This window comes from Colwellia asteriadis, from assembly GCF_039523295.1.
Taxonomy (GTDB): domain Bacteria; phylum Pseudomonadota; class Gammaproteobacteria; order Enterobacterales; family Alteromonadaceae; genus Colwellia; species Colwellia asteriadis.
Map to the genome: position 1 here is coordinate 24,194 of NZ_BAAAFA010000012.1, position 23,647 is coordinate 47,840.

At 39.7% G+C, this 23,647-nt stretch carries 13 protein-coding genes; 6 read left to right on the forward strand and 7 right to left on the reverse strand.

Annotated elements, in window-relative coordinates:
- Window positions 1-382: 382 nt before the first annotated feature.
- The 4 genes from ABD005_RS15990 (at window position 383) to ABD005_RS16005 (ending at window position 6,311) form a co-directional block, all read left to right on the forward strand.
- Entirely contained in the window at window positions 383-1,009 is a 627-nt protein-coding gene (locus tag ABD005_RS15990) for a tetratricopeptide repeat protein (protein WP_343818680.1), read from the forward strand.
- Window positions 1,010-1,183: 174 nt separating this feature from the next.
- Window positions 1,184-3,640: a ribonuclease R gene (gene rnr, locus ABD005_RS15995; protein ID WP_343818681.1), complete on the forward strand. Its 2,457-nt coding sequence runs from the start codon at window positions 1,184-1,186 to the stop codon at window positions 3,638-3,640.
- A gap of 100 nt (window positions 3,641-3,740) precedes the next feature.
- Entirely contained in the window at window positions 3,741-4,496 is a 756-nt protein-coding gene (gene rlmB / locus ABD005_RS16000; protein WP_215979921.1) for a 23S rRNA (guanosine(2251)-2'-O)-methyltransferase RlmB, read from the forward strand.
- A 303-nt stretch (window positions 4,497-4,799) separates the two neighbouring features.
- Window positions 4,800-6,311: a tryptophan halogenase family protein gene (locus tag ABD005_RS16005; RefSeq protein WP_343818684.1), complete on the forward strand. Its 1,512-nt coding sequence runs from the start codon at window positions 4,800-4,802 to the stop codon at window positions 6,309-6,311.
- Window positions 6,312-6,459: 148 nt separating this feature from the next.
- Here ABD005_RS16005 and ABD005_RS16010 read toward each other — a convergent pair whose 3' ends face one another.
- The 7 genes from ABD005_RS16010 to ABD005_RS16040 form a co-directional block, all read right to left on the reverse strand.
- Window positions 6,460-7,977, reverse strand: a complete 1,518-nt coding sequence (locus tag ABD005_RS16010; protein ID WP_343818686.1) for a tryptophan halogenase family protein — start codon at window positions 7,975-7,977, stop codon at window positions 6,460-6,462.
- Window positions 7,978-8,014: 37 nt separating this feature from the next.
- A complete protein-coding gene (locus tag ABD005_RS16015) occupies window positions 8,015-9,529 on the reverse strand; it encodes a tryptophan halogenase family protein (protein WP_343818688.1) in 1,515 nt (504 codons plus the stop codon).
- Window positions 9,530-9,696: 167 nt separating this feature from the next.
- A complete protein-coding gene (locus ABD005_RS16020) occupies window positions 9,697-12,774 on the reverse strand; it encodes a TonB-dependent receptor (RefSeq protein ID WP_343818690.1) in 3,078 nt (1,025 codons plus the stop codon).
- A gap of 621 nt (window positions 12,775-13,395) precedes the next feature.
- Window positions 13,396-14,901 carry a tryptophan halogenase family protein gene (locus ABD005_RS16025; protein ID WP_343818691.1) on the reverse strand — a complete coding sequence of 502 codons (1,506 nt, stop codon included), beginning with the start codon at window positions 14,899-14,901 and terminating at the stop codon, window positions 13,396-13,398.
- 42 nt (window positions 14,902-14,943) lie between these two features.
- Entirely contained in the window at window positions 14,944-15,972 is a 1,029-nt protein-coding gene (locus tag ABD005_RS16030; protein WP_343818692.1) for a cupin-like domain-containing protein, read from the reverse strand.
- A 38-nt stretch (window positions 15,973-16,010) separates the two neighbouring features.
- Window positions 16,011-17,516 (reverse strand): tryptophan halogenase family protein, encoded by a 1,506-nt coding sequence (locus ABD005_RS16035; protein WP_343818693.1) that lies wholly within the window; start codon window positions 17,514-17,516, stop codon window positions 16,011-16,013.
- 167 nt (window positions 17,517-17,683) lie between these two features.
- Entirely contained in the window at window positions 17,684-20,959 is a 3,276-nt protein-coding gene (locus ABD005_RS16040; RefSeq protein WP_215979913.1) for a TonB-dependent receptor, read from the reverse strand.
- A gap of 528 nt (window positions 20,960-21,487) precedes the next feature.
- On the opposite strand from ABD005_RS16040, the gene ABD005_RS16045 reads away from it, so the two are divergent.
- Window positions 21,488-22,720 carry an amino acid deaminase gene (locus ABD005_RS16045; RefSeq protein WP_343818695.1) on the forward strand — a complete coding sequence of 411 codons (1,233 nt, stop codon included), beginning with the start codon at window positions 21,488-21,490 and terminating at the stop codon, window positions 22,718-22,720.
- A gap of 39 nt (window positions 22,721-22,759) precedes the next feature.
- Window positions 22,760-23,644, forward strand: coding sequence for a MurR/RpiR family transcriptional regulator (locus ABD005_RS16050; RefSeq protein WP_215979911.1), 885 nt, complete (start codon window positions 22,760-22,762; stop codon window positions 23,642-23,644).
- Window positions 23,645-23,647: the final 3 nt, after the last annotated feature.

Sequence of the window (23,647 nt, forward strand, 5' to 3'; positions counted from 1 at the left end):
TTCTATTATATAACCTGAACTCGGTTTAAAAGATATTTAACAAATTGAAATGTCAGCAAAAATTACTTTTCTAAATCGCTAGCTTGATAGTTTTTCTTCTTTTCATATGATAAGCAAGGCAAAATTCGCGTCAATAGCAGCTTGGTTTAAATATTCATGCCGCTAAAACTTGGTCAGCAGTTTGCATAAATATTATCTAAATAAGTGATGACATTTAATGTAGCTGAGCGTTATAAATATTAATCTAATTTATACATCATATTTGTCATCACATTGCCGATAACCTAGTTAGCTTTGGGTAATTTATTGTTGTAGTTAACTCTATTTTTCAGAGCATATAATATAGATTCAAAAGTGAATTGCTTTACCATAGGATTTTTTTATGCGCATTTTATTGACAACCTTGTTCAGTGGCTTGATGGCTTTATCTTCATTAGCACAAAGTGCCAACATGCAAGCTGTGCAAATATATACAGACGATCAATTACTTGACTTAATTAAAGAAAACAAACATTTAAGCCAAGTGGTATTAGATGAGTGTCAGTTAGTGCAAGATATTGAAGCGCGAGCCAATAAAGCCAATATGCCATCGTATCAATTTTTATGGGGCGATATGCTTGCCTTTGGTGTGTGTGTGAAAAAAGATATTCCGTTGGGATTGCACTATATGAATTTAGCGGCCGATCAAGGTTTATCAGAAGGGCTAGAGCAACTTGGACGCTATTATCATATTGGTAAGTTTATGCAGGTTGATATTGATAAAGCGATTGTTTATTTAAAAACTGCAGCCTCATTAAATAATTTAAAAGCGCAAATGCGTTTAGCGAGTTTGTATGAGCAAGGTTATGGCAGTCCGCTCGACTATCCAGCCTTATATTCGCAACTACATAATTCACTAACGGATGATAAAAAAACACATAAAAAAATTAGCCAGTTACTTGCACAGTTAGCCACTAAAATGCCACCTCAAGTGATTGAAGACGCTAAAAGGCGCAGTTACACCAATTAAACTTTTCGGGTTAGAGCGTAAAACACGGTGAAGTTGTTTTATCAAAAGTGCTATCGCCCGCTCTAACTATTTAAAAGCAGCCCAAAGAAACAGCCACACTATTTTGGTAATAAAATTCTACAGATAACGTGATATACTGATAGCAGTTAATCCTTTATATACTGACTTAATATAGTGACATTTCAAGACCCACACGCTAAACGCGAAGCACAAAAATATGAAAAGCCTGTAGCTTCTCGTGAGCTACTGTTATCTGTTATTGAAAAATTCTCACCGCCGCCTACCTTTAAAGCCCTAGCTAAAACACTCAAGTATGATGAAGACTATCAATTAATTGGTTTGAAACGTCGTTTACGTGCCATGGAAAACAGTGGTCAGTTGGTGTTTAATAAGTTTAAGCAGTACGCGATACCGGCAAAAAGTAGCCTGCTTACTGGCAAGGTTATTGGGCATCGTGACGGTTTTGGTTTCTTTAGTCCTGATGACAGCAGTATTACGGATAAACGCGGGAAAGACTTTTATATTTCGTCTCATGAAATGCAGCGTGTTTTTCATGGCGATATTGTTGAGGCTATTTTAGTTGACCGTGTTGATCGCAAAGGTCGTAAAGAAGTTAAAATTATTGATGTTATTGAACCAAGAAAAGCGCCATTTGTAGGGCGTTTTTATGTTGATCATCATGTTTGCACTGTTATTCCCGAAGACACTAAAATTAAGCAAGAAATCACCATAGACCCTGAAGCTAAAATGGGTGCTCGCCATGGTCAAATGGTGGTCGTTGAATTACTACAACGACCTACCAAACGCTCGCACGCTATAGGTAAAGTGGTTGAAGTATTAGGTGACCATTTAGCGCCAGGTATGGAAATTGAAATTGCCTTACGTGCCCATGATTTACCGCATCAATTTTCTCATACAATTACCGAAGAGTTAGCCAGCATTGCTGATGAAGTCGAAGAAAGTGCAAAGCTACCCCGTCGAGATTTACGAGAGTTACCGTTAGTCACGATTGATGGTGAAGATGCGCGAGATTTTGATGATGCGGTTTACTGTCGCCCTGAAGGTGATGGTAGTTGGCGCTTATGGGTCGCTATTGCCGATGTTAGTTATTATGTTCGCCACGGTAGCGCGCTTGATGATGAAGCTATTTCTCGTGGTAACTCGGTTTATTTCCCAAGCCAAGTTATTCCGATGTTACCTGAAAAACTTTCTAACGGTTTGTGTTCATTGAACCCGCATGTTGATCGGTTGTGTATGGTTTGTGAAATGACGGTGAGCGCTAACGGCGCATTAACTACTAGCGAATTTTACCCTGCGGTAATGCAATCACACGCACGTTTTACCTATACAAAAGTCGCTGCCATTTTAACGGGCGATGACGCGTTACGTAGTGAATATGCAGCGCAAGTTGCTGATTTAGAAAACCTTGAAAAAATGTACTTAGCTTTAAGTGATGCTCGCAGTAAGCGTGGCGCGATAGCCTTTGAAACAGAAGAGTCTATCTTCTTGTTTAATGAAGATAAAAAAATTGATAGCGTTGTACCTCTTATTCGTAACGACGCCCATAAAATCATTGAAGAATGTATGATTTTAGCCAATGTTGCCACCGCACAATTTATTGAGCAACATAATAAACCGGGCTTATTCCGCGTTCATGACAAACCGAGTGAAGACAAGTATAAAAACTTTGTTACCTACTTGAATGAATTAGGTTTATCATTACCTGCAAAAGAATCACCAGAGCCAAGAGACTATGGCGATATTTTAGCGAAAGTAGCAGGTCGCCCAGACCAAGAGCTTATTCAAACCATGTTATTGCGCTCTATGCGTCAAGCGGTTTACCAAAGTGATAACTTAGGGCATTTTGGTTTAGCGTTAGAGTCATATAGTCACTTTACCTCACCTATTCGTCGCTACCCTGATTTAGTGGTACATCGGGTGATTAAGGCTATTTTACAAGAGCAATTGTTAGCGCAATCAGCAGATCATTCAACAAACAATTCAGTAGACAGTTCAGCAGCGAATGCAGGCTTTTATGACTATAAACTTGCCGAAGTTATTGAGTTAGGTGAGCACTGTTCAATGACCGAACGTCGAGCCGACGAAGCAACACGCGATGTTGCCGACTGGCTTAAATGTGAGTTTATGCAAGACCACATTGGTGATGAATTCACTGGTGTTATCTCTACCGTTACTAATTTTGGCATGTTTGTTCGTTTAGCGGATTTACATATTGAAGGTTTAGTACACATTACCTCGTTAGGTCGAGATTTTTATCATTTTGATGATGTCAGAATGTGCTTAACGGGTGAAAACTCAGGCATTAAATACCGTGTTGGCGATGAAGTTAACGTGCGTGTTGCGGCAGTTCACCTTGATGAGAAAAAGATCGACTTAACTATTGAGGGAGTCGCTAGCCAAACAGATAAGCCATCAAAACGTCAGGGCAAAGGTAAAGCTAAAACTGGAGGTCGCTCAAGTTCAAGTAAAGCAGCTACAACTAGTGGTACTAAAAAAACAAAAGCGACAGATAAAAACGGCAGTAAAGTAAAAACTGAGAAACGCAAAGCAAAAAAGCGCACTGAACGTAAAAAGCGTCCTGGAAAAAATGCCCGTAAAAAAGCGAAATAGTTTCCTAAAGTTATAAACTATATGAGACCAACCAATAAGTGGTTAACGGCAACGCTTTTATAAATAAAGCGGCGCAGTAATAATTTTAAAAGAGAAAAACATGGCGAAAAATGAAGAGTTAGTTTTTGGTATTCACGCAATTAATGCCTTAATTGACAGCGCTCCCGAGCGTTTTATTGAGATTTGGTTATTAAAAGGCCGAGAAGATGAACGCCTTATGCCAATTATTAACTTAGCGCGTAAGTACGGTATTTCAACACAAATGGTACAGCGTAAATTTCTTGATGAAAAAAGCGAGGGTGAGCAGCACCAAGGTGTGGTTGCGCGTGTTAGACCGGGTAAAGTCTTTACCGAAAATGATTTAGACGACATTCTTGCTAGTGCAGAGAAAAAAGGTCAACCTCCATTTTTACTTATTTTAGATGGTGTTACCGACACGCATAATTTAGGCGCTTGTTTACGTAATGCTGACGCCGCAGGTGTACAAGCGATTATTGTACCGAAAGACAATGCCGCACGCTTAACACCAACTGTGCGTAAAGTAGCGGTTGGTGCAGCAGAATATGTACCCTTAGTGCAAGTGACTAACTTAGTACGTACTATGAAGCAATTGCAACAAATGGGTGTGTGGATTATTGGTACTGCCGGCGAAACAGACACTTGCCTTTATGAGACTAAACTTTCAGGTCCGATGGCGTTAGTGATGGGGGCAGAAGGTAAGGGCATGCGTCGACTAACGCGAGAAAATTGTGATCAGCTAGTGAAACTTCCTATGGCAGGTAGTGTTTCTAGCTTAAACGTATCTGTGGCAACAGGTATTTGTTTATTTGAAATAGTACGTCAACGCTCTGCTTAAACACTAAACACTAAACACTAAACACTAAACACTAAACACTAAACACTAAACACTACGAATATAAAGCGTAAAAATATATAAACCGATGAGGTAAATCATATAGATTAACCTCATCGGTTTTTTTCGTTAAGGCATCAACAGAGTCTAATTTAGGCTGAGCTTTCAGAGCCAAACTTTCGCGTATAAAATAGATGAAAATAGCGTATTCAATTGTGGGTTATATCAGCTTCTTCTGTATGTTTTTTAAGAACATTATAGTAAGGTAATATACCTATTTTGATGATGGATTTACGGTGAACGGTTATGTCAGAGGGCATTGAAAAAATTGTAATTGTTGGCGGTGGTACAACGGGGTGGATGGCTGCAGCTAGCTTGTCACGCTACGTTAAAGATAAAAATATTACCGTTACCTTAATTGAGTCGCCTAACATCAATACCGTAGGTGTTGGTGAAGCAACTATCCCTAATATTGTTTCATTTAATCGAAACTTAGGTATTGATGAAGTTGAGTTAATTAAAGCGACACAAGCTACTTTTAAACTCGGTATTGAGTTTGAAGGTTGGCACCAAAAAGACACGCGCTTTTTCCACCCGTTTGCTGACTACGGCATGAAAGTCGATAACGTAGAGTTTCATCATTATATTAACAAGCTCAACAGTGAAGGTTATTCATTGGATTTGCAAGATTACAGTTTTGCTTGTGTGCTAGCTAAACAGGGTAACTTTGCCCAGCCGCATCCAAATCCTACTAACCCTATGGCTGACTATTCTTATGCGTATCATTTAGATGCCGCCTTATATGGCAAGTTCTTAACTGATTTTTCGGTTAAACAAGGGGTTGAACATATTCTCGCTAATGTTGATAAGGTTCATTTAAATAAGGAATCGGGTTTTATTGAATCGGTTGAACTTGATGATGGACGTTGTATTTTTGGTGATTTATTTATTGATTGCTCAGGTTTTAAAGGGTTATTAATTGAAGGTGCTATGGGCATTGGTTTAGATGATTTAAGTCAGTGGTTACCTTGTAATAGTGCGGTTGCTGTACAAACTGAGTTGGCAGGAAAACCACTGCCTTATACGCGCGCTATTGCTAAAGAGGCGGGTTGGCAGTGGCAGATTCCATTGCAACACCGTATGGGTAATGGCTACATTTACAGCAGCCAGTTCAGCGACAAACAAGCCGCTGAAGATAGCCTACTGGCAAGCGTTCAAGGTCAAACCATTAATGATGTTAGACACTTCACTTTCCCATTAGGGCGACGAGAAAAAACCTGGCATAAAAACTGTTTTTCTTTAGGGCTAGCAGGTGGTTTTCTTGAGCCACTAGAGTCGTTAGGGATTTCTTTAATTCAAACAGCGTTGGCTAAACTCTTAACTTTCTTCCCAGATAAATCATTCAATGAAGCTGATATTGCTGAAGTAAACCGTTTGCACAGCACAGAGCTTGACCGTATTGTTGACTTTTTAGCTATGCATTATAAGTTAACCAAGCGTGACGATACTGAGTTTTGGCGCTACTGCCAGCAAATGAAAATATCCGATACGTTAGCACATAAAATTGAGGTATTTAAAAGCCAAGGACATATTGTGATGCACGATCATGAGTCGTTTGAAGAGGCTAGTTGGCTGTCGATGTATCACGGCTTTAAGGTTGTGCCGCAGCGCTATGATGTTCGCATTAAAAACCTTGACTCAAAGATGATAGAGCAAAAATTAATGCAAATGCGTAACTCTATTTATGGCGCGGCAGAGCAAGCGATGTCGCACCAAGCTTTTATTGAAAAGCATTGTCGAGCAGTTTGTGATCTTTAAACCTTTGTTAAGGCGAGCTCAGGTTATTTAGCTATCTCGATTTAAGTGAGTAACTATGAAAGCGCCTCTAATAGCAAGTATTAGAGGCGCTTTTTTGTCGGCTAATAGACTTCGAATCCATAAGCTAATTTAGGTGATAGCTTGAAGTTTATTGTGGTTTAGCGGCGGGGCAGTATTTCGAGATAAAATCGCCATGGCTAGGCTGCTGTTTTACCACGGTTAATAAAGCCTCTTTACCTTTATGTAAACTTAATTGCAGCTTCTGATAATCAAGCGCGTCAATTGTGGTGTTGTAGCTTTGCGGTATGATGTTCATGCCAGTTAAAATCGCATACCAACTTGTGGGTTGAAATAGCTCTTCAACACCTGGAATTAGCTCACCTGAAACCTTAAAGTACTCGAGTTTATCTTGTAGTGTTTTAGGAATGTCCATATTTTTACACCAGCGCCAAAACTCACTGTCTTCACGCTCAGTGGTGCAGTAATGCAATATGATGAAGTCTCTGATCTCTTCATAATCAGTACGAACTCGACGGTTAAATTCGTTGATAAGAACACTATTGCAATCCTTTTCAGGGAAGTTTCGTATAAATAGCGCCAGTGTTTTTGACACTAAGTGGATCGCGGTTGACTCCAGAGGCTCTAAAAAACCTTGTGCTAAGCCCAGCGCTAAACAGTTTTTATGCCAGGCTTTATTTCTTATTCCCGTAACAAAAGGGATCACTCGTGGCGTGCCGATAATCTCACCTTTAACCGAATTGAGTAAGGTTGCTATTGCTTGTTCGTCACTGCAATATTTATCACAAAAAACATAACCATTACCGGTTCTATGCTGTAAAGGGATACACCATGTCCAGCCAGCTTCTCGTGCCGTTGATACCGTATAAGGTGTTGGCTCATCAATATTTTCTGTTTGTACTGTTACCGCTCGATTACATGGCAGATACTGTGACCAATCGTCATAACCTGTCTGTAATGCCCCTTCAATAAGTAACCCCTGAAAGCCAGTGCAGTCAATAAAAAAGTCGCCAGCTACTTCTTGACCATCTTTTAGTATTAGCTTACTGATAAAGTCAGCTTCATTTTTAGTAACAGCTTCTACATGGCCTATTACTCTTTTAACACCAGCTTGCTTCGCAAAATCACGTAAATAGCGACCGACTAAAACTGCATCAATATGCAGTCCGTAATTTGCTGACGCTAGTGGAGTATTCATGGCATTAAAAGGTAAGAAAAATCGGTTGTGTTCAGACAGTACAGTTTCAGGTGAATGCGCCATTAATGGTGTTTGATCGCCTTCATGTTTTGATTTTAACCAACATTGATAAAAGTTGTGACCATCAATTGTTTGTCCCAGCTTACCAAAAGGATGAAAAAAGCTGCTACCTTTGTTGTACCAGTCTTTAAATTGTATACCCCATTTAAAAGTTGCCTGTGTTTTTTGAATAAAGTCTACTTGGTCAATGCCTAAGTCTTCGATAATTTTAAGTAATGATGGCAAACTTGCTTCACCGACACCAATAATACCGACATCTTCCGACTCCACGAGCTCAACGGTTACCTCTGAGTGCCTAAATATATTGCCTAATGTTGCTGCGGCTAACCAACCCGCGGTGCCACCACCAACAATAACAAACTTCTTAATTGCATCTTTTGTAGGTTTCATAAAATGTCCTGAACTTGGCTGTTAATCATAGTGGCTATTATTTCTGTGGGTTGAAATGGCAATATTGTTGGAGAAAGTCGTTGTGACTAGGTGCCATATCGACAGATTTACTGACTCTGCTGCGCATATAATTTAGGTTGTCGGTTAAATAGTCTAATTTCATATTATCTACTTTTTTATCGTAAACCTCAGGTAAATAGTCTAACCCGCTGAATATGGCTAACCAGCTATCTAGGCCAAATATTTCCCAAGGGTAGCGGATAATCTTAGCCTCTTCCTTGAACAGTCGCATTTTTTCTTTAAGCATTTCTGGTAACTCCATTTCTTGGCAGTATTGCCACATAGGTGAGTCACCTCGCTGATTAGCTTTATAGTGGAGAATAATAAAGTCGCGAACACGCTCATACTCTAAAGCTGTCACTTCATTAAAGCGGTCAACTTCTCGTTGACTATACTGATTTTCACTAAAAGAAAGGATGATTTTATCGATGGCGGTTTCAACAAGTGCTATGCTCGTGCTTTCGAGTGGTTCGATAAAACCTGAAGAAAGCCCAACTGCAATGCAGTTTTTATTCCATGCAGCTTTACTGCGCCCAGGGGTAAATGAGAAAAACCTCGGCTCATGCAATGCTTCATCATCAAGGCTTTGCATTAATGTTGCTTTTGCTTCTTCATCACTGATAAATTTACTGCTATAAACATGACCATTCCCTGTTCTATGCTGTAAAGGAATGTGCCATAGCCAACCTGCTTTTTGTGCATGAGAAATGGTGCGAGGAATGGGGGTTGCTGATGCTTTACTTTGTACGGCAACGGCGCGATCACACACTAACCATTTGCTCCAGTCGATATAACCTGTCTTTAATGTTTGTTGAATTAGCAAGCCCTTAAAGCCAGAGCAGTCAATAAAAAGATCACCATCTAACTGGCTATTATCAGCTAAGGTTAACGAGTTAATACTGCCATCAACAGCTGATAAGTTGACATTAGTTATTTTATTATCAATATGTCTTACGCCATTACTTATGGCATAGTCGCGCATTAATTGCGCAAACAATGACGCATCAAAGTGTAGTGCCCAATCAAAAATCTCTAATTGGCTACTCGGTTTACTGTCAGGAAAGGTGAATTTATTATGTTTGGCGAGGTTAACGCCAAGTGAGTAATCGGCAATATCGGTACAATCGCCTTGTTGGCGAGCTTTGAGCCAATAGTGATGAAACGGAACTTCTTTGGTACCTTGGCCATAGAGACCAAAAGGGTGTATAAATGAGCTCCCTTTTTTATGCCAATCTTTAAACTCAATACCTAATTTGCAGGTAGCATTGGTAGCATTGATAACATCTAAATCACTAAAGCCGAGTCCTTGGTAAAAGCGTCTTAAAGTAGGAATAGTCGCTTCCCCTACACCAATGGTGCCGAGTTGAGATGAGTCAATCAAGGTGATGTTGATGGCTTTATTTTTAAAATGTTTACTTAATGCTGCAGCGGTCATCCAACCTGAGGTACCGCCACCAACAATGACGATGGATTTTATTTTTTTTATAGTCATGCATTATCCGTCGCTAAGATTAGCGCTTACGTTTGTTTTATTAGGGGCTGTTGAGCTTTCACGGTTAACTTTATATGTTTAGCTTAAAGCTAAAAAACCGCCACAACATAATTGTGGCGGTTTGAACATTATTATACTAACAGAATATTGTTAATAATTTTCTTCGTTTAGAAAATTACACGAACACCTGCAGTATAACGAGCTTCATATAAGTTTTGGAAAGCTTTTTGCTCTTTAAACTCAAGGTAAGTTTGTTGATACTCTTCTGTTACGTTAGCACCACTAACATAGACACTAATATTTTCAGTAACGTCGTAGTTAGCACTGATATCGATTTGTGAATAAGTATCTTGATATAAAGATTGTCCACCAACATCGGTATTGTTATAACCAGAAGTAATTAAACGCGGGCTTACTTCATTCCAAGCAACACGTGCTGAGAAACCACCTTCTTCAAACCATAATACTAAGTTGTATGTATCTTCTGACATGCCTTCAAACGGTAATGAGTTACCATAAACATCTACAGCGTCTTGTGAACTATCGTTATAAGTATAGTTAGCATCTAAACCAAATGAAGATAGAATGAAAACATCCATAAAGTCATTTAGTGCAACACGGCCGTTAATTTCGTAACCTTTAACATCACCACCATTGCCTTGTACTTTAGTACTGAAAGGATGTGGGCCACGGTTTACGCCATCGGCATCTGGTTCATCTAAATAAACTTGTCCATCTTGGGTAAAGCTATCAATTTCAATGTTGAAGTAAGAAACTGACGCCATTGATGCTTCGCCTATGTACCACTCAGCAGATAATGAAATGTTCTCTGAACGCCAAGGATCAAGTCCAGGGTTACCAATTAACTCACCACTAACGATACGTAAACAGTCACAGTCTTCGTTGTTAGTACGGCCTACGGTTTTACCACCAGCCCAGCTTTGTAAGTCAAGAGCTTGCATATTTTGCGAGTAAGCAGCACGTAAAATAACATCTTCAGTTACCGCAGCAGCTAAGTTAAATGTTGGCAAGTAGTCAGTATAGCTTCTTTCGGTAACCGCATCGCCAGTATCTGGACCTAAACCTGAGTGTGGCAAGCTAGCGCCAACAATATTTTGTTTAGTATAAAGATCTGTTTCAATGACTTTTAAACCAATGTTACCGCTAAAGATACCTTCTTCGAAGTTAGCTTGTACAAAGTAGCTTAGCTCATCTAGACTTACATCGTAAGTCGCACCAGCGTTTTCAGTACGCTGAGCATTACCAAAGGTGTTCTTGTGGAAAGATAGTGCATCGTCAAAATTACTCGGATCCATTACCCATACACCAGGTAAGCCTTTAACGCCACCGTAACTATCAATATATGATACTGTGGTATGTTTATCTAAACGCGTTGGAGGTAATATTGTATAAGGTACCCAATCACCGGCAGAGTGAGGGTTACCCTCTAAATCAACAGTATCTTGTGCTAAAATTTCACCGGCTTCTGGATTACCTTCACAGCCTTCAGTGTTCATGTATTGGTCAACAGCTTTCCATTGTGCAACATCACAACCACCGCCAAAGTCTGAGGTGTAGGTAAATTGGTCATGATCCATATCACGTTTCATGGCACGTAGACCAAAATCAACGCTAGTGATAAATGGTACATCCTCAAAAGCATAATTCCACTTAGTACTGAAGGTTGTTATGGTGCCTTTATCATCAGTATTACCCTCAGAAGAGAATGCGCCTACATGATATGAGTTAATATCGCCCATATAATCAGATACGCTACGCATCCCCGCGCCGCCGTTGACCATTTGATCAAAACCACTGAAAACAGGGTGCTTACCTGAAGCGTCATAACCAACAGTGAAGCGGTCTGTAATACCACCAGGTGCAAATTGCGCATAACAGCCACCACGCTCACCAACAATCTCCTCGCCGTTGGTACAATGTTCACCTTGAGTAAACTGACCTTGACCCGTCGCATAACTACCATTATCAATACTTAAAACATCACCTTCACCGTAAGCGTGACGCATTCTTGCAGTAGCACTAGCATCTGTCATACGTACTTGACCGGTTAAGGCACCGCCGTTGTCATAGTTTAGTTCTAAGTTAACGTTTCTTGATTTTTCGACATTTTTATTCACTTGTGTGAATGACTGTAAACGCCATGATTCTAAATCAAAGGCATTAACGCCCTCCCAGTTTGCTAATTCACCTGTATTAGGATCTATCGCTTGGAATTGATTACCTGTAAGGCCTCCAGCTGCTGGGTGAGCGTATTGACTAAAAGTAGACCAACGGTTGTTATGTGATAAACCTTGACGGCGGTTATAACGTTCTTGCTCGGTATAAAAGACATCAGCGGTAAACTCAAAACCTTCACCTAAGTCTGCTTGGAAAGAGAACTGGTAAGCATCACGTTTACGTTCTTCTTGTTTATTAAAAGCTGAGAAACCGTTCGGAACTACATGTCTCATTTCGTTATCAGGAGCAAAATCCCAAGTTAACGCGTGTGGGTTTTTCGCTGCACCGATGCCACCGTTTTCAGAGGTGTCGAAATAGCCATTATAGTCAGTTGCTAATAACGCTTCAGAAGTTACGGCAGAGAATACAACACCCCAAGAGCTAGCGTTATAGCCCACTAAGCCATTTAAATTGTAGTCGTTCTCTTCACTAATTGAGCCTGTACTACCTTCAAGGCCACCAGCAAAGGTGTAACCGCTGGCAAGATCAAATGGACGACGTGTCTTTAGGTCTACAGAGCCGGCAATGCCTTGAGCATTATTGGTTGCCGTTGCAGTTTTATAAACATCAACCCCAGAGAATAGTTGCGCTGGTAAATCACTAAAGTCAGCGCCTGCTGAATCAATGGTGGTTGCACTTAAAAATACTTCACCGTTCATCGTTGTATCGATTTGTGGTAAACCACGAATTGCAACAACGCCACCTTCACCCGCAACACGTGTAATTTGTACACCTGAAATACGCTGTAAAGAATCAGAAATTGTAACGTCCGGCATTTTACCTATATCTTCTGCTGCGATACCGTCAACTTGAGAGGTAGCAAAACGTTTAGTATTAATGCTAGCTTTGGTGCTGCCACGAATACCTGTTACTTGGATAACTTCTACATCATCTTTTACTGATCTAGCGGTATCTTCTGCAGCCATTGCATATGGAACAGCGCTGGTAGATAAGACTACAGCTATGCTTGTTGATAACAAACTTTTTTTAAATTTTATATTTGACACAATAGGACCCTTAACATGTTTTTTATTATTTATAATTAGAGTTAGTACGTTTTCAGTTCAATTTTCTCTGGTATTTAAAACAATAGTGGTACTTTTCAAATGCATTCAGGTACTTTTCTACTGCTTTTTCATTTAAATGTCGAACGCTGTCATTTTTATAAATACACGTTGCAATTTATGAACAAAAAAGTACCTGCATACAGGTAAATACCAATAAGAGAAAGTGATTTTATTCAAAGAAGTTAAATGCGTTAATATTCAAGCAAGCAGTATGTGTAAGGGCGAGGCATGAATTTGTTAAAAGCATTAACTCTATGATTAATAGTTAATAAATTAACTATTAAACCACTTTTAACCCACATTTTAGGAATGATTATTTGCCACTTAAGTTACAAATTAACACTTACTTCCGTGTAGGTTGTTAATTTGTAACATTCTAAGAGGGAGGAAAGCAACCATTTTTTTTGCTTATTAATAAATCATTATGTTTAACTTATAACCGTTAACGATAAGAAAATATGAGAAGTGAGGTTGTGCAGGAAAAGCTATGTGAGGCACCTTCGATAATACGTACGTTTTATCGAAGGTGCGAAAGTTATTTTATTTCTTAGGGCGTTATTCTTAGGGCGTTAGTAAGCTGTTATGAGCGTTAAAGTTTAAGCCACAACGGCGAATGAAGTCACCCAAACCAGCCATTTCTTGGTGATGCGCTGTATAATCAATTGTTTGATTTGTATTTGTCTGTGGGAATACTCCGTAACCAGCCAACATACAAGCCCATGACTTAGGCTGGTAGCTGCCCATTAGTTTATATTTAATCATATCGTCAGCGAAATTTTGACTATTGGTCCACAGGTATAATATTCGACTTAACGTCTCTGATATGTTGCTATTTTTTGCATTATCTCGCCAATAATCAGTATCAAGGCGTTGGTTGGCTTTGTAGTGGCAAACCACATAGTCTCTAATGCCATCAAACCTTGAGTTTATATCTTGATTAAATGCGGATTCAAATTTATTAGTACCTTTACCCTCTTGATAGTGAAGCATAAATTGCGAAACGGTATTAAAGGAAAGTGCTATTGCTGTTGCCTCTAAAGGCTCGATAAAACCTTGTGATAGCCCAACCGCTAAACAGTTTTTATGCCAATGCTTTTCAACCCTACCTACTTTCATTTTCAAATGTCTTGCTTCGACATCGCTATCTAATAAACCTAAATGATCTCTCAGTTCAGTTTCAGCTTGATCGGCATTGATATAATCACTGCTATAAACATAACCATTGCCAAAACGGTTTTGTAACGGTATTTGCCAAGCCCAACCGTTAGTAAGTGCGGTGGCTTTGGTTTCTACTGGTAGTATTGATGATATTTCGCTGGGCATGACAACAGCAGAGTCATTGAATAAATTATCTTTAAAGCTTTGATAGTTAACTTTTAAGGTTTTTTGCATTAATAATGAATTAAAACCAGAACAATCTAAGAAAAAGTCGGCTTCAAGTAAGGTTTGATCACTTAGCTTTACTGCTTTTAAATTACCGTCGTTATGTACTAATACGTCACTAACAGTACTGACGATTTTTTTTACACCTAGATTTTGCGCATGTTCAGTTAAGAACTTCCCTAACAGTGCAGAATCAAAGTGATAGCCGTAAGCAATACCAAAAGGGAAACTTTCAGCAGGTAAAGGCCCTAAGTTATTTTTCGATAAATAGGTCTCTAAAAAATAACTATCAGGATGTGCGTTAACATCATAGCCCTGCATTTTTGCTTGAATATTTTTGAAAAAAAGCGGTACGGTTAACATATCGTCAGTTTGTGCGGCGAAGGGGTGAAAGTAAGACTCAAAACCTTTAATGTTTGACCACTTATCAAAAGTAATACCATTTTTGTAGGTGGCATTACAATGGGGCATCCATTGTGAGTCAGTAACGCCTATGGCATCAAAAAATAATTTTAAATGCGGTGTACTGCCTTCTCCTACGCCAATAATGCCTATCTGCTCGGATTCAACTAAACAAATTTCAGTGTTTTTCCACCGAGAAGCGAGTAAGTTTGCTGCCATCCAGCCTGCAGTACCACCACCTACAATTACTATTTTTTTTGGCTTGCCGTCATTATTTAACATTGTTTTATGCTCATTCTTTATTATTTTAAGTACTTTGAGGAATTACTGTTTAAGCTTGGTAACGAAGTATTCTTTAACCGCTGTAATATATTCAGGGGATAAATCGCCGAGTAAATGATGCTGATGTTCAGGAATATAAGAAGCTGGATCGACACCTTGTTTGAACAAATAATGATCGAACATGCAGCGCCAAGCATCGCGCTGTTTAGGGCTCAAATCTCGCATAGCAAGTAATGCTATATTTAAACTATCAATAGGACTAGGAGATATTGCATTTGGCGCGGAAGAGCCATTCCACCAGTAATTCATTAACGCATTTACTTTTGATAAAGATTCAACGTGGTGCCACCAAAGCATAGGAATGAAAATAGCGTCACCAGGGGCTAACTCTACGCTATATGCGGCGGCTTGTGCCTGTTTAAATAATGGATAACGCTCATAATCAGGCTGTGCAAAGTTAACTAAGCTTGTTGGGGCTCCAGCAGGGGTAAAGTTGAGTGAACCAGGGTATAAATTCGCTGTTTGCTCGGGTGGAAAAAGTATAAAGCGTCTGCGACCTGCAACAACACACGCGATATTATCGGAGCCATCATAATGAGCGCTAACAATGCCTTCATTACCAACCCATAAGCGTGGTTCAATGTGAGGAAAGAAGTCAGACTGATTATTCTGAACTAAGCCAGGTAAAATATCGCTAGTGCGCGCATTTTGCATAGAAATAGCAGGGTAAGTCTCGCGATCTATTAGTTCAAGTAAACGTCCTAGAAAAAGATCAACACGCTCTTCGCCACTTAAATAGTTAACATCGGTCATCTCTTCGTTATAATAAAAGCGCTTGTTAGCCGCGGGGGGAGCTACGACCATTTTGGCTTTTGTCCCTTGATAAAACTGATTTAAATAATCGACAAAAGCGTTAGGTGATTTTTGAGCAGCAGCCACTAATGGCCAGTTTTTAGCAAACCCACGGATGACGATAGGTTTTTGCGCAGGGGCAACTTCTTGAAAAAACTGTGCGGCACTTAATGTTGCACTATGTAGGTTGTACTCTGAAATGCTTTTATATACGGTCATTTACTTTTATTGACACCTTTCATAATCTTACTTTTTAATTAATTACGCGCTTGGCAATGCGTTTGAATATATTCGTGGTGATTAGGCATTTGTTTTACCGTAGCACGAATATCATTAATATTTTTAGTTAATGTATTGGTTAGGTCTTGCTGATGAAACGCATCTAATAGCGGGTGGTATTTTTTAGGACGAATTTTCATTCCTTCTAAAATAGAACACCAACTGTCATTTGTAAAAAACTGGCCTAATGTATGATCTAATTGACCACGTTCTCGAAACGTATGTATTTTCTCGTTCAGCGACTTAGGAACAGGCATGGTTTGGCACCATTGCCAAAAATCACTATCGTCACGACCCGAAGTACAATAATGTAAAATAATAAAATCTCGAATTTCTTGGTAATCGGTATTAATGTTGTCGTTAAAGGCTTGCTCGTTATAAGCATCAAAGTCGCTATCAGGGAAGTGCTTGATAAAATGGACCAGCGATTTATAAACTAAATGAATAGCCGTTGACTCTAAGGGCTCTAAAAATCCACCCGCTAACCCTAAAGCTAAACAGTTATTGTGCCATATTTTTTTCCGTCTTCCGGTTGTAAACGGAATAACTCTAGGTTCATTTAGCATTTTCCCTTTGATTTGCTTAAGTAAGGTTTCAATTGCTTGTTCGTCACTACAGAACTGGCTAGCAAAAACATAACCATTACCCACCCTATGCTGTAAAGGAATGCTCCAAGACCAACCCGCTTTTTGTGCGGTTGCTATTGTATAAGGAACGGGGTTATTTACTTGTTCAGTTTGTACTGCAACAGCGCGATTACAAGGTAAATAATGCGACCAGTCTTCAAAGCCAACCTGTAATGACTTTTCAATTAATAGTCCGTGAAAGCCGGTGCAGTCGATAAAAAAATCACTGGTAAGGCTTGTGTCATTGTCAAGTTCAACACTTTTTATAAAATCCTTTTCATCTAGATTAACGTTTTTCACTGTGGCTTCAATACGAGTGACTCCGCGTTTATGGCAAAGATCACGTAAATAGTGAGCAACTTTTACGGCATCTAAATGTAGCGCATGGGCATAACTTGATAGTACCCAGTTATCATGCTTTGCGGGGCGTAACATAAAACGTTCGTTTTCAGCCATGATAGCGCTTGGAGAAAAGTCAAGCCAGCGTGATTTTTCTCCATCAGCAAGTGATTTCAACCAGGCTTGATAAAATTCAAAACCGTTGATGTCTTTGCCCACTTTACCAAAAGGGTGAAAATAGCTTTCGCCTTGGGTTAACCAGTCATCAAAGCGTATGCCTAACTTGAAAGTAGCAGAAGTTGCTTGAATAAACTCTTTTAAGTTAATTTGACTTGCTTGTATAAAGTCCATCATTGAAGGTACGGTAGACTCACCTACACCTATGGTCGCAATATCAGGTGACTCCACGACAGTAATTTGAATGTTACTGCCTCTTAAAGCACTTGAAAGGAGTGTTGCTGCCATCCAGCCGGCGGTACCGCCACCAACAATACAGATAGATTTTAAAGCGTTTTGCATAATAAGGCCGTATTTATAATAAGTGTTATATTATTTTCTCGTGGGGTTGTGAGCTTGTATTAGTGGCGTTGATATTTCGAGGTTACTTTCTACAGCCCCTAAAGTAAATAAACGACGCTGCATTGCTACAGCGCCGTTTATATTACCTTTTCTACTTTTTTTAGCTACTAGAAAACAGCGCTAAGACTCAACGAGTAACGACGGTCTGTCGTAAAGGTAAAGGCATCGGTTAATGTCCCTTCCTGATTTTGTTGATATTTAGTTTTAGTGTCTGAATCTAAAACATTATTTACCGTTAGGCCAATTTTGACATTATCGGTAATGTTGTAGAAAAGACTAGCATCCATCATGCCTTGTGCTTCAGAGTAAGCAGGGACGAACTCTTCAGATTCACGTAAAGTTAATAGATACTCAGAGCGCCATGTGTAAGCTAGGCGAAGTGAGAAGTCGTATTTTTCATACATGCCGACAATGTTGAAGTTCTGATCAGAATACCCTTGTAATGGTAAGTTAGTAAACTGGCGGAACGAGTTACGATTGTCGGTAACTGGAACACCAGCACCATTGTATTGTAGCTGCTCAGCAGGTGAAGTATTTGGATCTTCTAAACCATTTTGATCAATATAGGTATAGTTAAACTGCATACCTAAACCACTAAATACGCCAGGTAACATATCGTAGAACTGACTATAAGCAAGTTCTACACCACGAATTGTGCCCGATCCTGTGTTATCAGGGCCGTAAGCTGATACTGGGTAAGTGGTACCATCGACTTCAACTTCGGTAGAAAATTGCTTGTTACGAATAATGTTTGAAAGCTTTTTGTGGAACAAGCCAACTGTTACAGAGCCAGCATCGGCAAAGTACCATTCGGTTGTTAAATCTAGGTTTATTGACTCTTCAGGCTCTAAAAACGCATTACGTGCATTAGCGCTGATTTCAATGTTTCTAAGATCAACCGTTGGGTTAGTCGCTTCATCTTTACCTTGAGAAGGGTCTAATAGTACTTCTTGGTAATCTAAACTAATGTTCATTTTGTTAGCTGAGTCGACTAGGCTTGGGTAGTAAAGCCCTTTTGAAGCGCCAAATCGAACAATTAACTCATCAGTAAGACCAAAACTTAAGTTTAAGCTTGGTAGTATTGTAGTGTAATCAGTTCCATCAACCGTGCTAGCGAAGCTTTCACCTGAAGCTAATGCGAAAATACTTGGGTAGTCATTTAGCATTACTTGGTAAAGTGAATCACTTTCACTTGTGCCGCGACGAGCAGTGGCTGGTGTATTAATACCACCAGTCGATTGTAGTTGATAGTCAACATAACGTAGACCAACATTACCTTTAATAATAATATCACTTATGTCGAAATCAAAATCACCACGTACGTAGAACTCAGTACGTTGAGTTTCACTTGAGCTAATATGACGAGGAGCAAAGTGACTAAATACGCGATCACCTACGTCGGCATAAGCTAATGCACAACCGCCACTACCGTCCATAGCATTACCGTTAGCGCTCCATGTACCACAACCATCACGAAGTGTTTGAGCGTAGTTCTGTGCTAAGTCCATACGTGGGAATAAAAAGCTATTATTAGCACCAACTAAACTATCGCCTTTGTAATGGTCAGCAAAACTAATACGATCGAATAAACCAGGCTCTACTTGCGGCGAAGCATTGTAAGAAGCTTGAGCATTCCACGGAGTGCCTAGCGCTTGCCAGCCTTCATAATCAGTATCACGAACGGTAAGTTCTTTTTCTGAATAGTAAACACCGGCTTTAATTGCGGTAAAAGCACCATCAAGGGCATATTCAAAGTCTAACTTAATCGCGTCAGAACTTGCTTCGTTATGCTCTTCTTGTTGCATACCACTTGCTAATCGTAGAATAGGGTTGGTATCAGCATCCACGTCTGGTGGCATAGACGTATTCGAATTTAAATATTCTAAAGTTGGGGTATCACCGCGTAAATCTAGGAAGAATGGAGCATGCTCACTAGTTTGGTTACCATTGATACGTGAAGTTAGTGAGTTATTGTGAACAATTTGTTCAGAATCAATATGTTGGTAATCAAACGCAACGGTTAAACGATCGGTCGCTTTAAATACTACATTTAATGAAGTGTCATCAACCGTACTTTCATTATAGTTGTAACGTGAGCGGAATTGCAGTGGTAAATCAGGGCTAGTACCACGACCAACACCAGAGGTTACATAGCCGTTGCTATCAACCGTTAATGGGTAATCTTGATTATTCCCTTCATAGCCATCAAACCATTGTATACCATTAGGTGCATAAGATAAGAAACCACGGTCACCTGAGGCAATAACATGCTCTCGCCACTCTAATGAGGCTTCTGAGCTTATGTGTTCTAAGGTTGCGGTAATACGTTCGTCATTACTTTGCCATTGCAAAGAGGCGGTTAAACCTTGACGCTTACGATCATTTTCTGCACTGGTCATAGTGTAACTTGCTGGCGCATACCAAGTTGAACCTTCAGGTTGACCTTCAAGTTCCTGTGCTTCAAACGGCGCAGTATAGTTTGCAGCATCTTGCTCTGAGTATTGGACGGTATCGCCTAAGTCGGCACCACAAGCACGCCAATCTGAAGCGCCTGGAATACAAGGGTTAGAATATTGCCCTGCGATTACGCCTGGGCTTGGTGTACCCCACTCATCGTATGAAAAAGTATCGGCAGGACCGCGACTATGGAAGTTACCTAAACCAAAGCCGTCACCACGACTTTTGTGTTCTGAATATGAACCAGCAACTAATACCCCAAATTTACCAGCATCAGTATCCCAACTATCTGAGAAAAGAGCACTAAATGATGGTGTGACTTCTTCACGGTAATCACCGTAGTTTGCTTTCGCTGTAAAAGCAAAAACAGGCTCTTCAGAGTCAAACGCTTTACGAGTTACTAAGTTAACAGTACCAGCGATACCGCCAGAAATTAGATCAGCGGTTTGGTTTTTAACAACTTCTACCGCACCTAGTAATTCTGCTGGGAAATCTTCATAACTTAAACCACCATGTGGGTTTGCACTAAATGAATCGCGACCATTTACCTCACTACGAACACGGTCTAAACCACGTATTAGTACACCGGTACCTTCATCAGCAAAGTGCTTAGGATCGCTTGATGATGCAAAGCGCTCGATAGTCACACCAGGTAAGCGTTGCAAGGCTTCTGTTACTGATACATCAGGTAATGCACCAATGTCTGCAGCGGTAATTACATCTTTAACGGTGTCAGCATGGCGTTTTAGGTTTTGCGCACTATTAATACTATTACGCATACCGACGACTTGTATTACTTCAAGATCTTCATCTTTAACTTCTTTTTTATTGACGTCATCAGCAGCAAAAGCTGCTGTTGATACCGAATAAGCAACGGCCGCTGATATGGCGATTGCTAAGCGTTTTCTCTCAAACTTGCTCGACATTGTATACCCTCAATATTTATTATTTTAATATTTGGCTCTTTATATAGCCTTAGGTTTTATTTATTTTTTTCTTGTTACGCCTGTCATAGCAACTCTATTAATTAAGTGAATATTCTCTCCCTATAAAAGAACACCTATGTATTAAAGTTGATATTAACTCCAATTAACATATTGATAATTAGGTTTTTTATAAAGGCTCTCCTTAATCTGTACAGAAATAATATGGCATATATTACTAATGTACATTTACCTAAGCCGCCCCACAGTTTAGGTATATAGTCACCATATCACAATGAATTATTATTCACTTAAATTAACTTATTATACGTTATTGTCTTTTTGATACGTAAAGTTATAAAATAACAACCATTAAGTATTGAACTTGTTACTTTTTAACATTAGTATGTGGTAAAAATCAACATATATTTACAGTTTTGGTTGTTAATTGACCATTATGATATTGTTCATTGATATATCTTTATAGGTAAGTAAGCATAGGTAAGTAAGCAAGGCGAATAGGTCTAAGGTATGAAAAATAGCTTTACAAAAGCTGTGGTAGAAAAAGGCAGCGGCGTTACTAATAATGCACAAAAAAAATGGAACTTACTTGCCGAAGAGGTGAGCTTCCCTACTGCGGTGTTAAATGAGCAAGCATTAACTAATAATGCCCGCTGGATGCAGCGTTTTAGTGATGAATCCGCGGTAAAATTAGCGCCCCATGGCAAAACCTCAATGTCGCCTGAGTTGTTCCAACTACAACTAGCGCAAGGCTGTTGGGGGATTACCCTGGCGACTGTCCCGCAAGTGGTTAATGCCTATAATAGTGGCGTTAAGCGTATTATGTTAGCGAATCAACTTATTGGTTTATATCACTTTAAACTCATTGCAGACTTAATCATTGATACAGATATTGAGCTTTATTGTTTTGTTGACTCTATTGATAACGCCAAAGCGCTTGATAATTATTTCTCAAGTCGTGGTGTTACCTTGAATATTCTACTTGAACTGGGTGTTAAAGGTGGGCGCTGTGGTTGGCGTGATATTGCTAATATTGATAGTTTAGTGGATGTAATCACTCAAAGTAGTAGCTTGAAATTAACAGGGTTAAGCTTTTATGAAGGAGTAATTCATGGTGACAACTCTCATCAACAAGTTTGCCAATTTATTGATGAAGTAAAAGTACTGGCACAGCGCTTACTTACCCAACAAAAATTTGCACTGCCAGAGGTTATTTTAACCGGCGCAGGTTCAGCTTGGTATGACGTAGTTGCTAAAGAATTATTGCCTTTAACCTCTGACTTTACCGTTGTTATTCGTCCTGGTTGTTATCTTATTCATGACACGGGTATATATCAAGAAGCACAAAATGCTATTGTAGCACGTAGTCAATTAGCCTGTGATATTGCTGGCGATTTGATTTCTAGCCTTGAGTTATGGGCTTATGTTCATTCAATCCCTGAGCCGGGGTTGGTGATTGTTGGTTTGGGTAAACGTGATGTTGCTTTTGACGCGGGCCTACCGACACCAGAATATAGTTACCGACCAGGTAATGATAAACCAAGCAAAGTTAATGGCTGGCAGGTTGTAAAAATTATGGATCAACACTGCATGATGGAAGTGAGCCTTGATTGTGACTTAAAACCGGGTGATTTAGTGATTTTTTCAAGCTCACACCCGTGTTTAACATTTGATAAATGGCGATATATCGGCATTAGAAATCAAGACTTCACAGTTGAAAAAACCATAACCACCTTATTTTAGCTAAACCATTATTAGTAACCTTTAAAATAGAGTAAATCAATGGATATAGTCAGTAGAATTAAAGCCGGTCTAGGGCACTTTAGCCCCGCCGAGGAGAAGGTTGCTCGCTTTATTTTGGCCGATCTCAATTATGCGGCCAATGCTCCTATTAATGAATTAGCTGAAAAAGCTAAAGTAAGTCACGCCAGTATTACCCGTTTAGCACGTACCTTAACTTGTGCGAATGTCCGCGAACTTAAATTAAAGCTAGCGCAATCGGCAGCCGTTGGTGAACGCTTTATTAATGAAGATGCCGTTGATAAAAAAGATATTTCTCATGTTTATCAATCTATACACGACATTCTAACTTTAAACGCTGGATTGATTGAAGATGAAACGGTTGAGCAAGCGGGACAACATATCTGTGCAGCAAAACATACCTTGGTTTTTGGTGTTGGCGGCGGCAGCAGCATGATGGCACAAGAGTGTCAAAATCGTTTTTTTCGTTTAGGTATACCAAGCAACGCGCATAGCGATCCGATGATGATGCGTATGACTGCCGCTACGGTTGATAATGATGATGTTGTGGTGTGCTTATCACTTAGTGGCTTAAGCCCAGATGTTTATCATGCTACGCAAATAGCGAAAGAGTATGGCGCTATTATTGTTGCTATTTGCCCTGATGGAGAGTTGGCTAACTTAGCAGACTTTCACCTGCCGATAGCGACACAAGAAAGTGACTATATATTCAAACCGAGCGCTTCTCGTTATGTAATGCTTGCGGCGATTGATATTTTATCCAGTGAATTAGCGATGAAAAATCAACGAAAATCACGAGAGAAGTTGCGCCGATTAAAAGTACAGCTTGATGCGCACCGTGAACAGCATGCTACAGGGAACGATAGCATGAATGAGCACCTTAAACGTTTACCATTAGGGGATTAGTAC

What these genes read in the sequence shown, in the direction of transcription:
- ABD005_RS15990 (WP_343818680.1), top strand. Translation starts at nt 383, where the DNA reads ATGCGCATTTTATTGACAACCTTGTTCAGTGGCTTGATGGCTTTATCT.
- rlmB (WP_215979921.1), top strand. Translation starts at nt 3,741, where the DNA reads ATGGCGAAAAATGAAGAGTTAGTTTTTGGTATTCACGCAATTAATGCC.
- ABD005_RS16005 (WP_343818684.1), top strand. Translation starts at nt 4,800, where the DNA reads ATGTCAGAGGGCATTGAAAAAATTGTAATTGTTGGCGGTGGTACAACG.
- ABD005_RS16010 (WP_343818686.1), bottom strand. Translation starts at nt 7,977, where the DNA reads ATGAAACCTACAAAAGATGCAATTAAGAAGTTTGTTATTGTTGGTGGT.
- ABD005_RS16015 (WP_343818688.1), bottom strand. Translation starts at nt 9,529, where the DNA reads ATGACTATAAAAAAAATAAAATCCATCGTCATTGTTGGTGGCGGTACC.
- ABD005_RS16025 (WP_343818691.1), bottom strand. Translation starts at nt 14,901, where the DNA reads ATGTTAAATAATGACGGCAAGCCAAAAAAAATAGTAATTGTAGGTGGT.
- ABD005_RS16030 (WP_343818692.1), bottom strand. Translation starts at nt 15,972, where the DNA reads ATGACCGTATATAAAAGCATTTCAGAGTACAACCTACATAGTGCAACA.
- ABD005_RS16035 (WP_343818693.1), bottom strand. Translation starts at nt 17,516, where the DNA reads ATGCAAAACGCTTTAAAATCTATCTGTATTGTTGGTGGCGGTACCGCC.
- ABD005_RS16040 (WP_215979913.1), bottom strand. Translation starts at nt 20,959, where the DNA reads ATGTCGAGCAAGTTTGAGAGAAAACGCTTAGCAATCGCCATATCAGCG.
- ABD005_RS16045 (WP_343818695.1), top strand. Translation starts at nt 21,488, where the DNA reads ATGAAAAATAGCTTTACAAAAGCTGTGGTAGAAAAAGGCAGCGGCGTT.
- ABD005_RS16050 (WP_215979911.1), top strand. Translation starts at nt 22,760, where the DNA reads ATGGATATAGTCAGTAGAATTAAAGCCGGTCTAGGGCACTTTAGCCCC.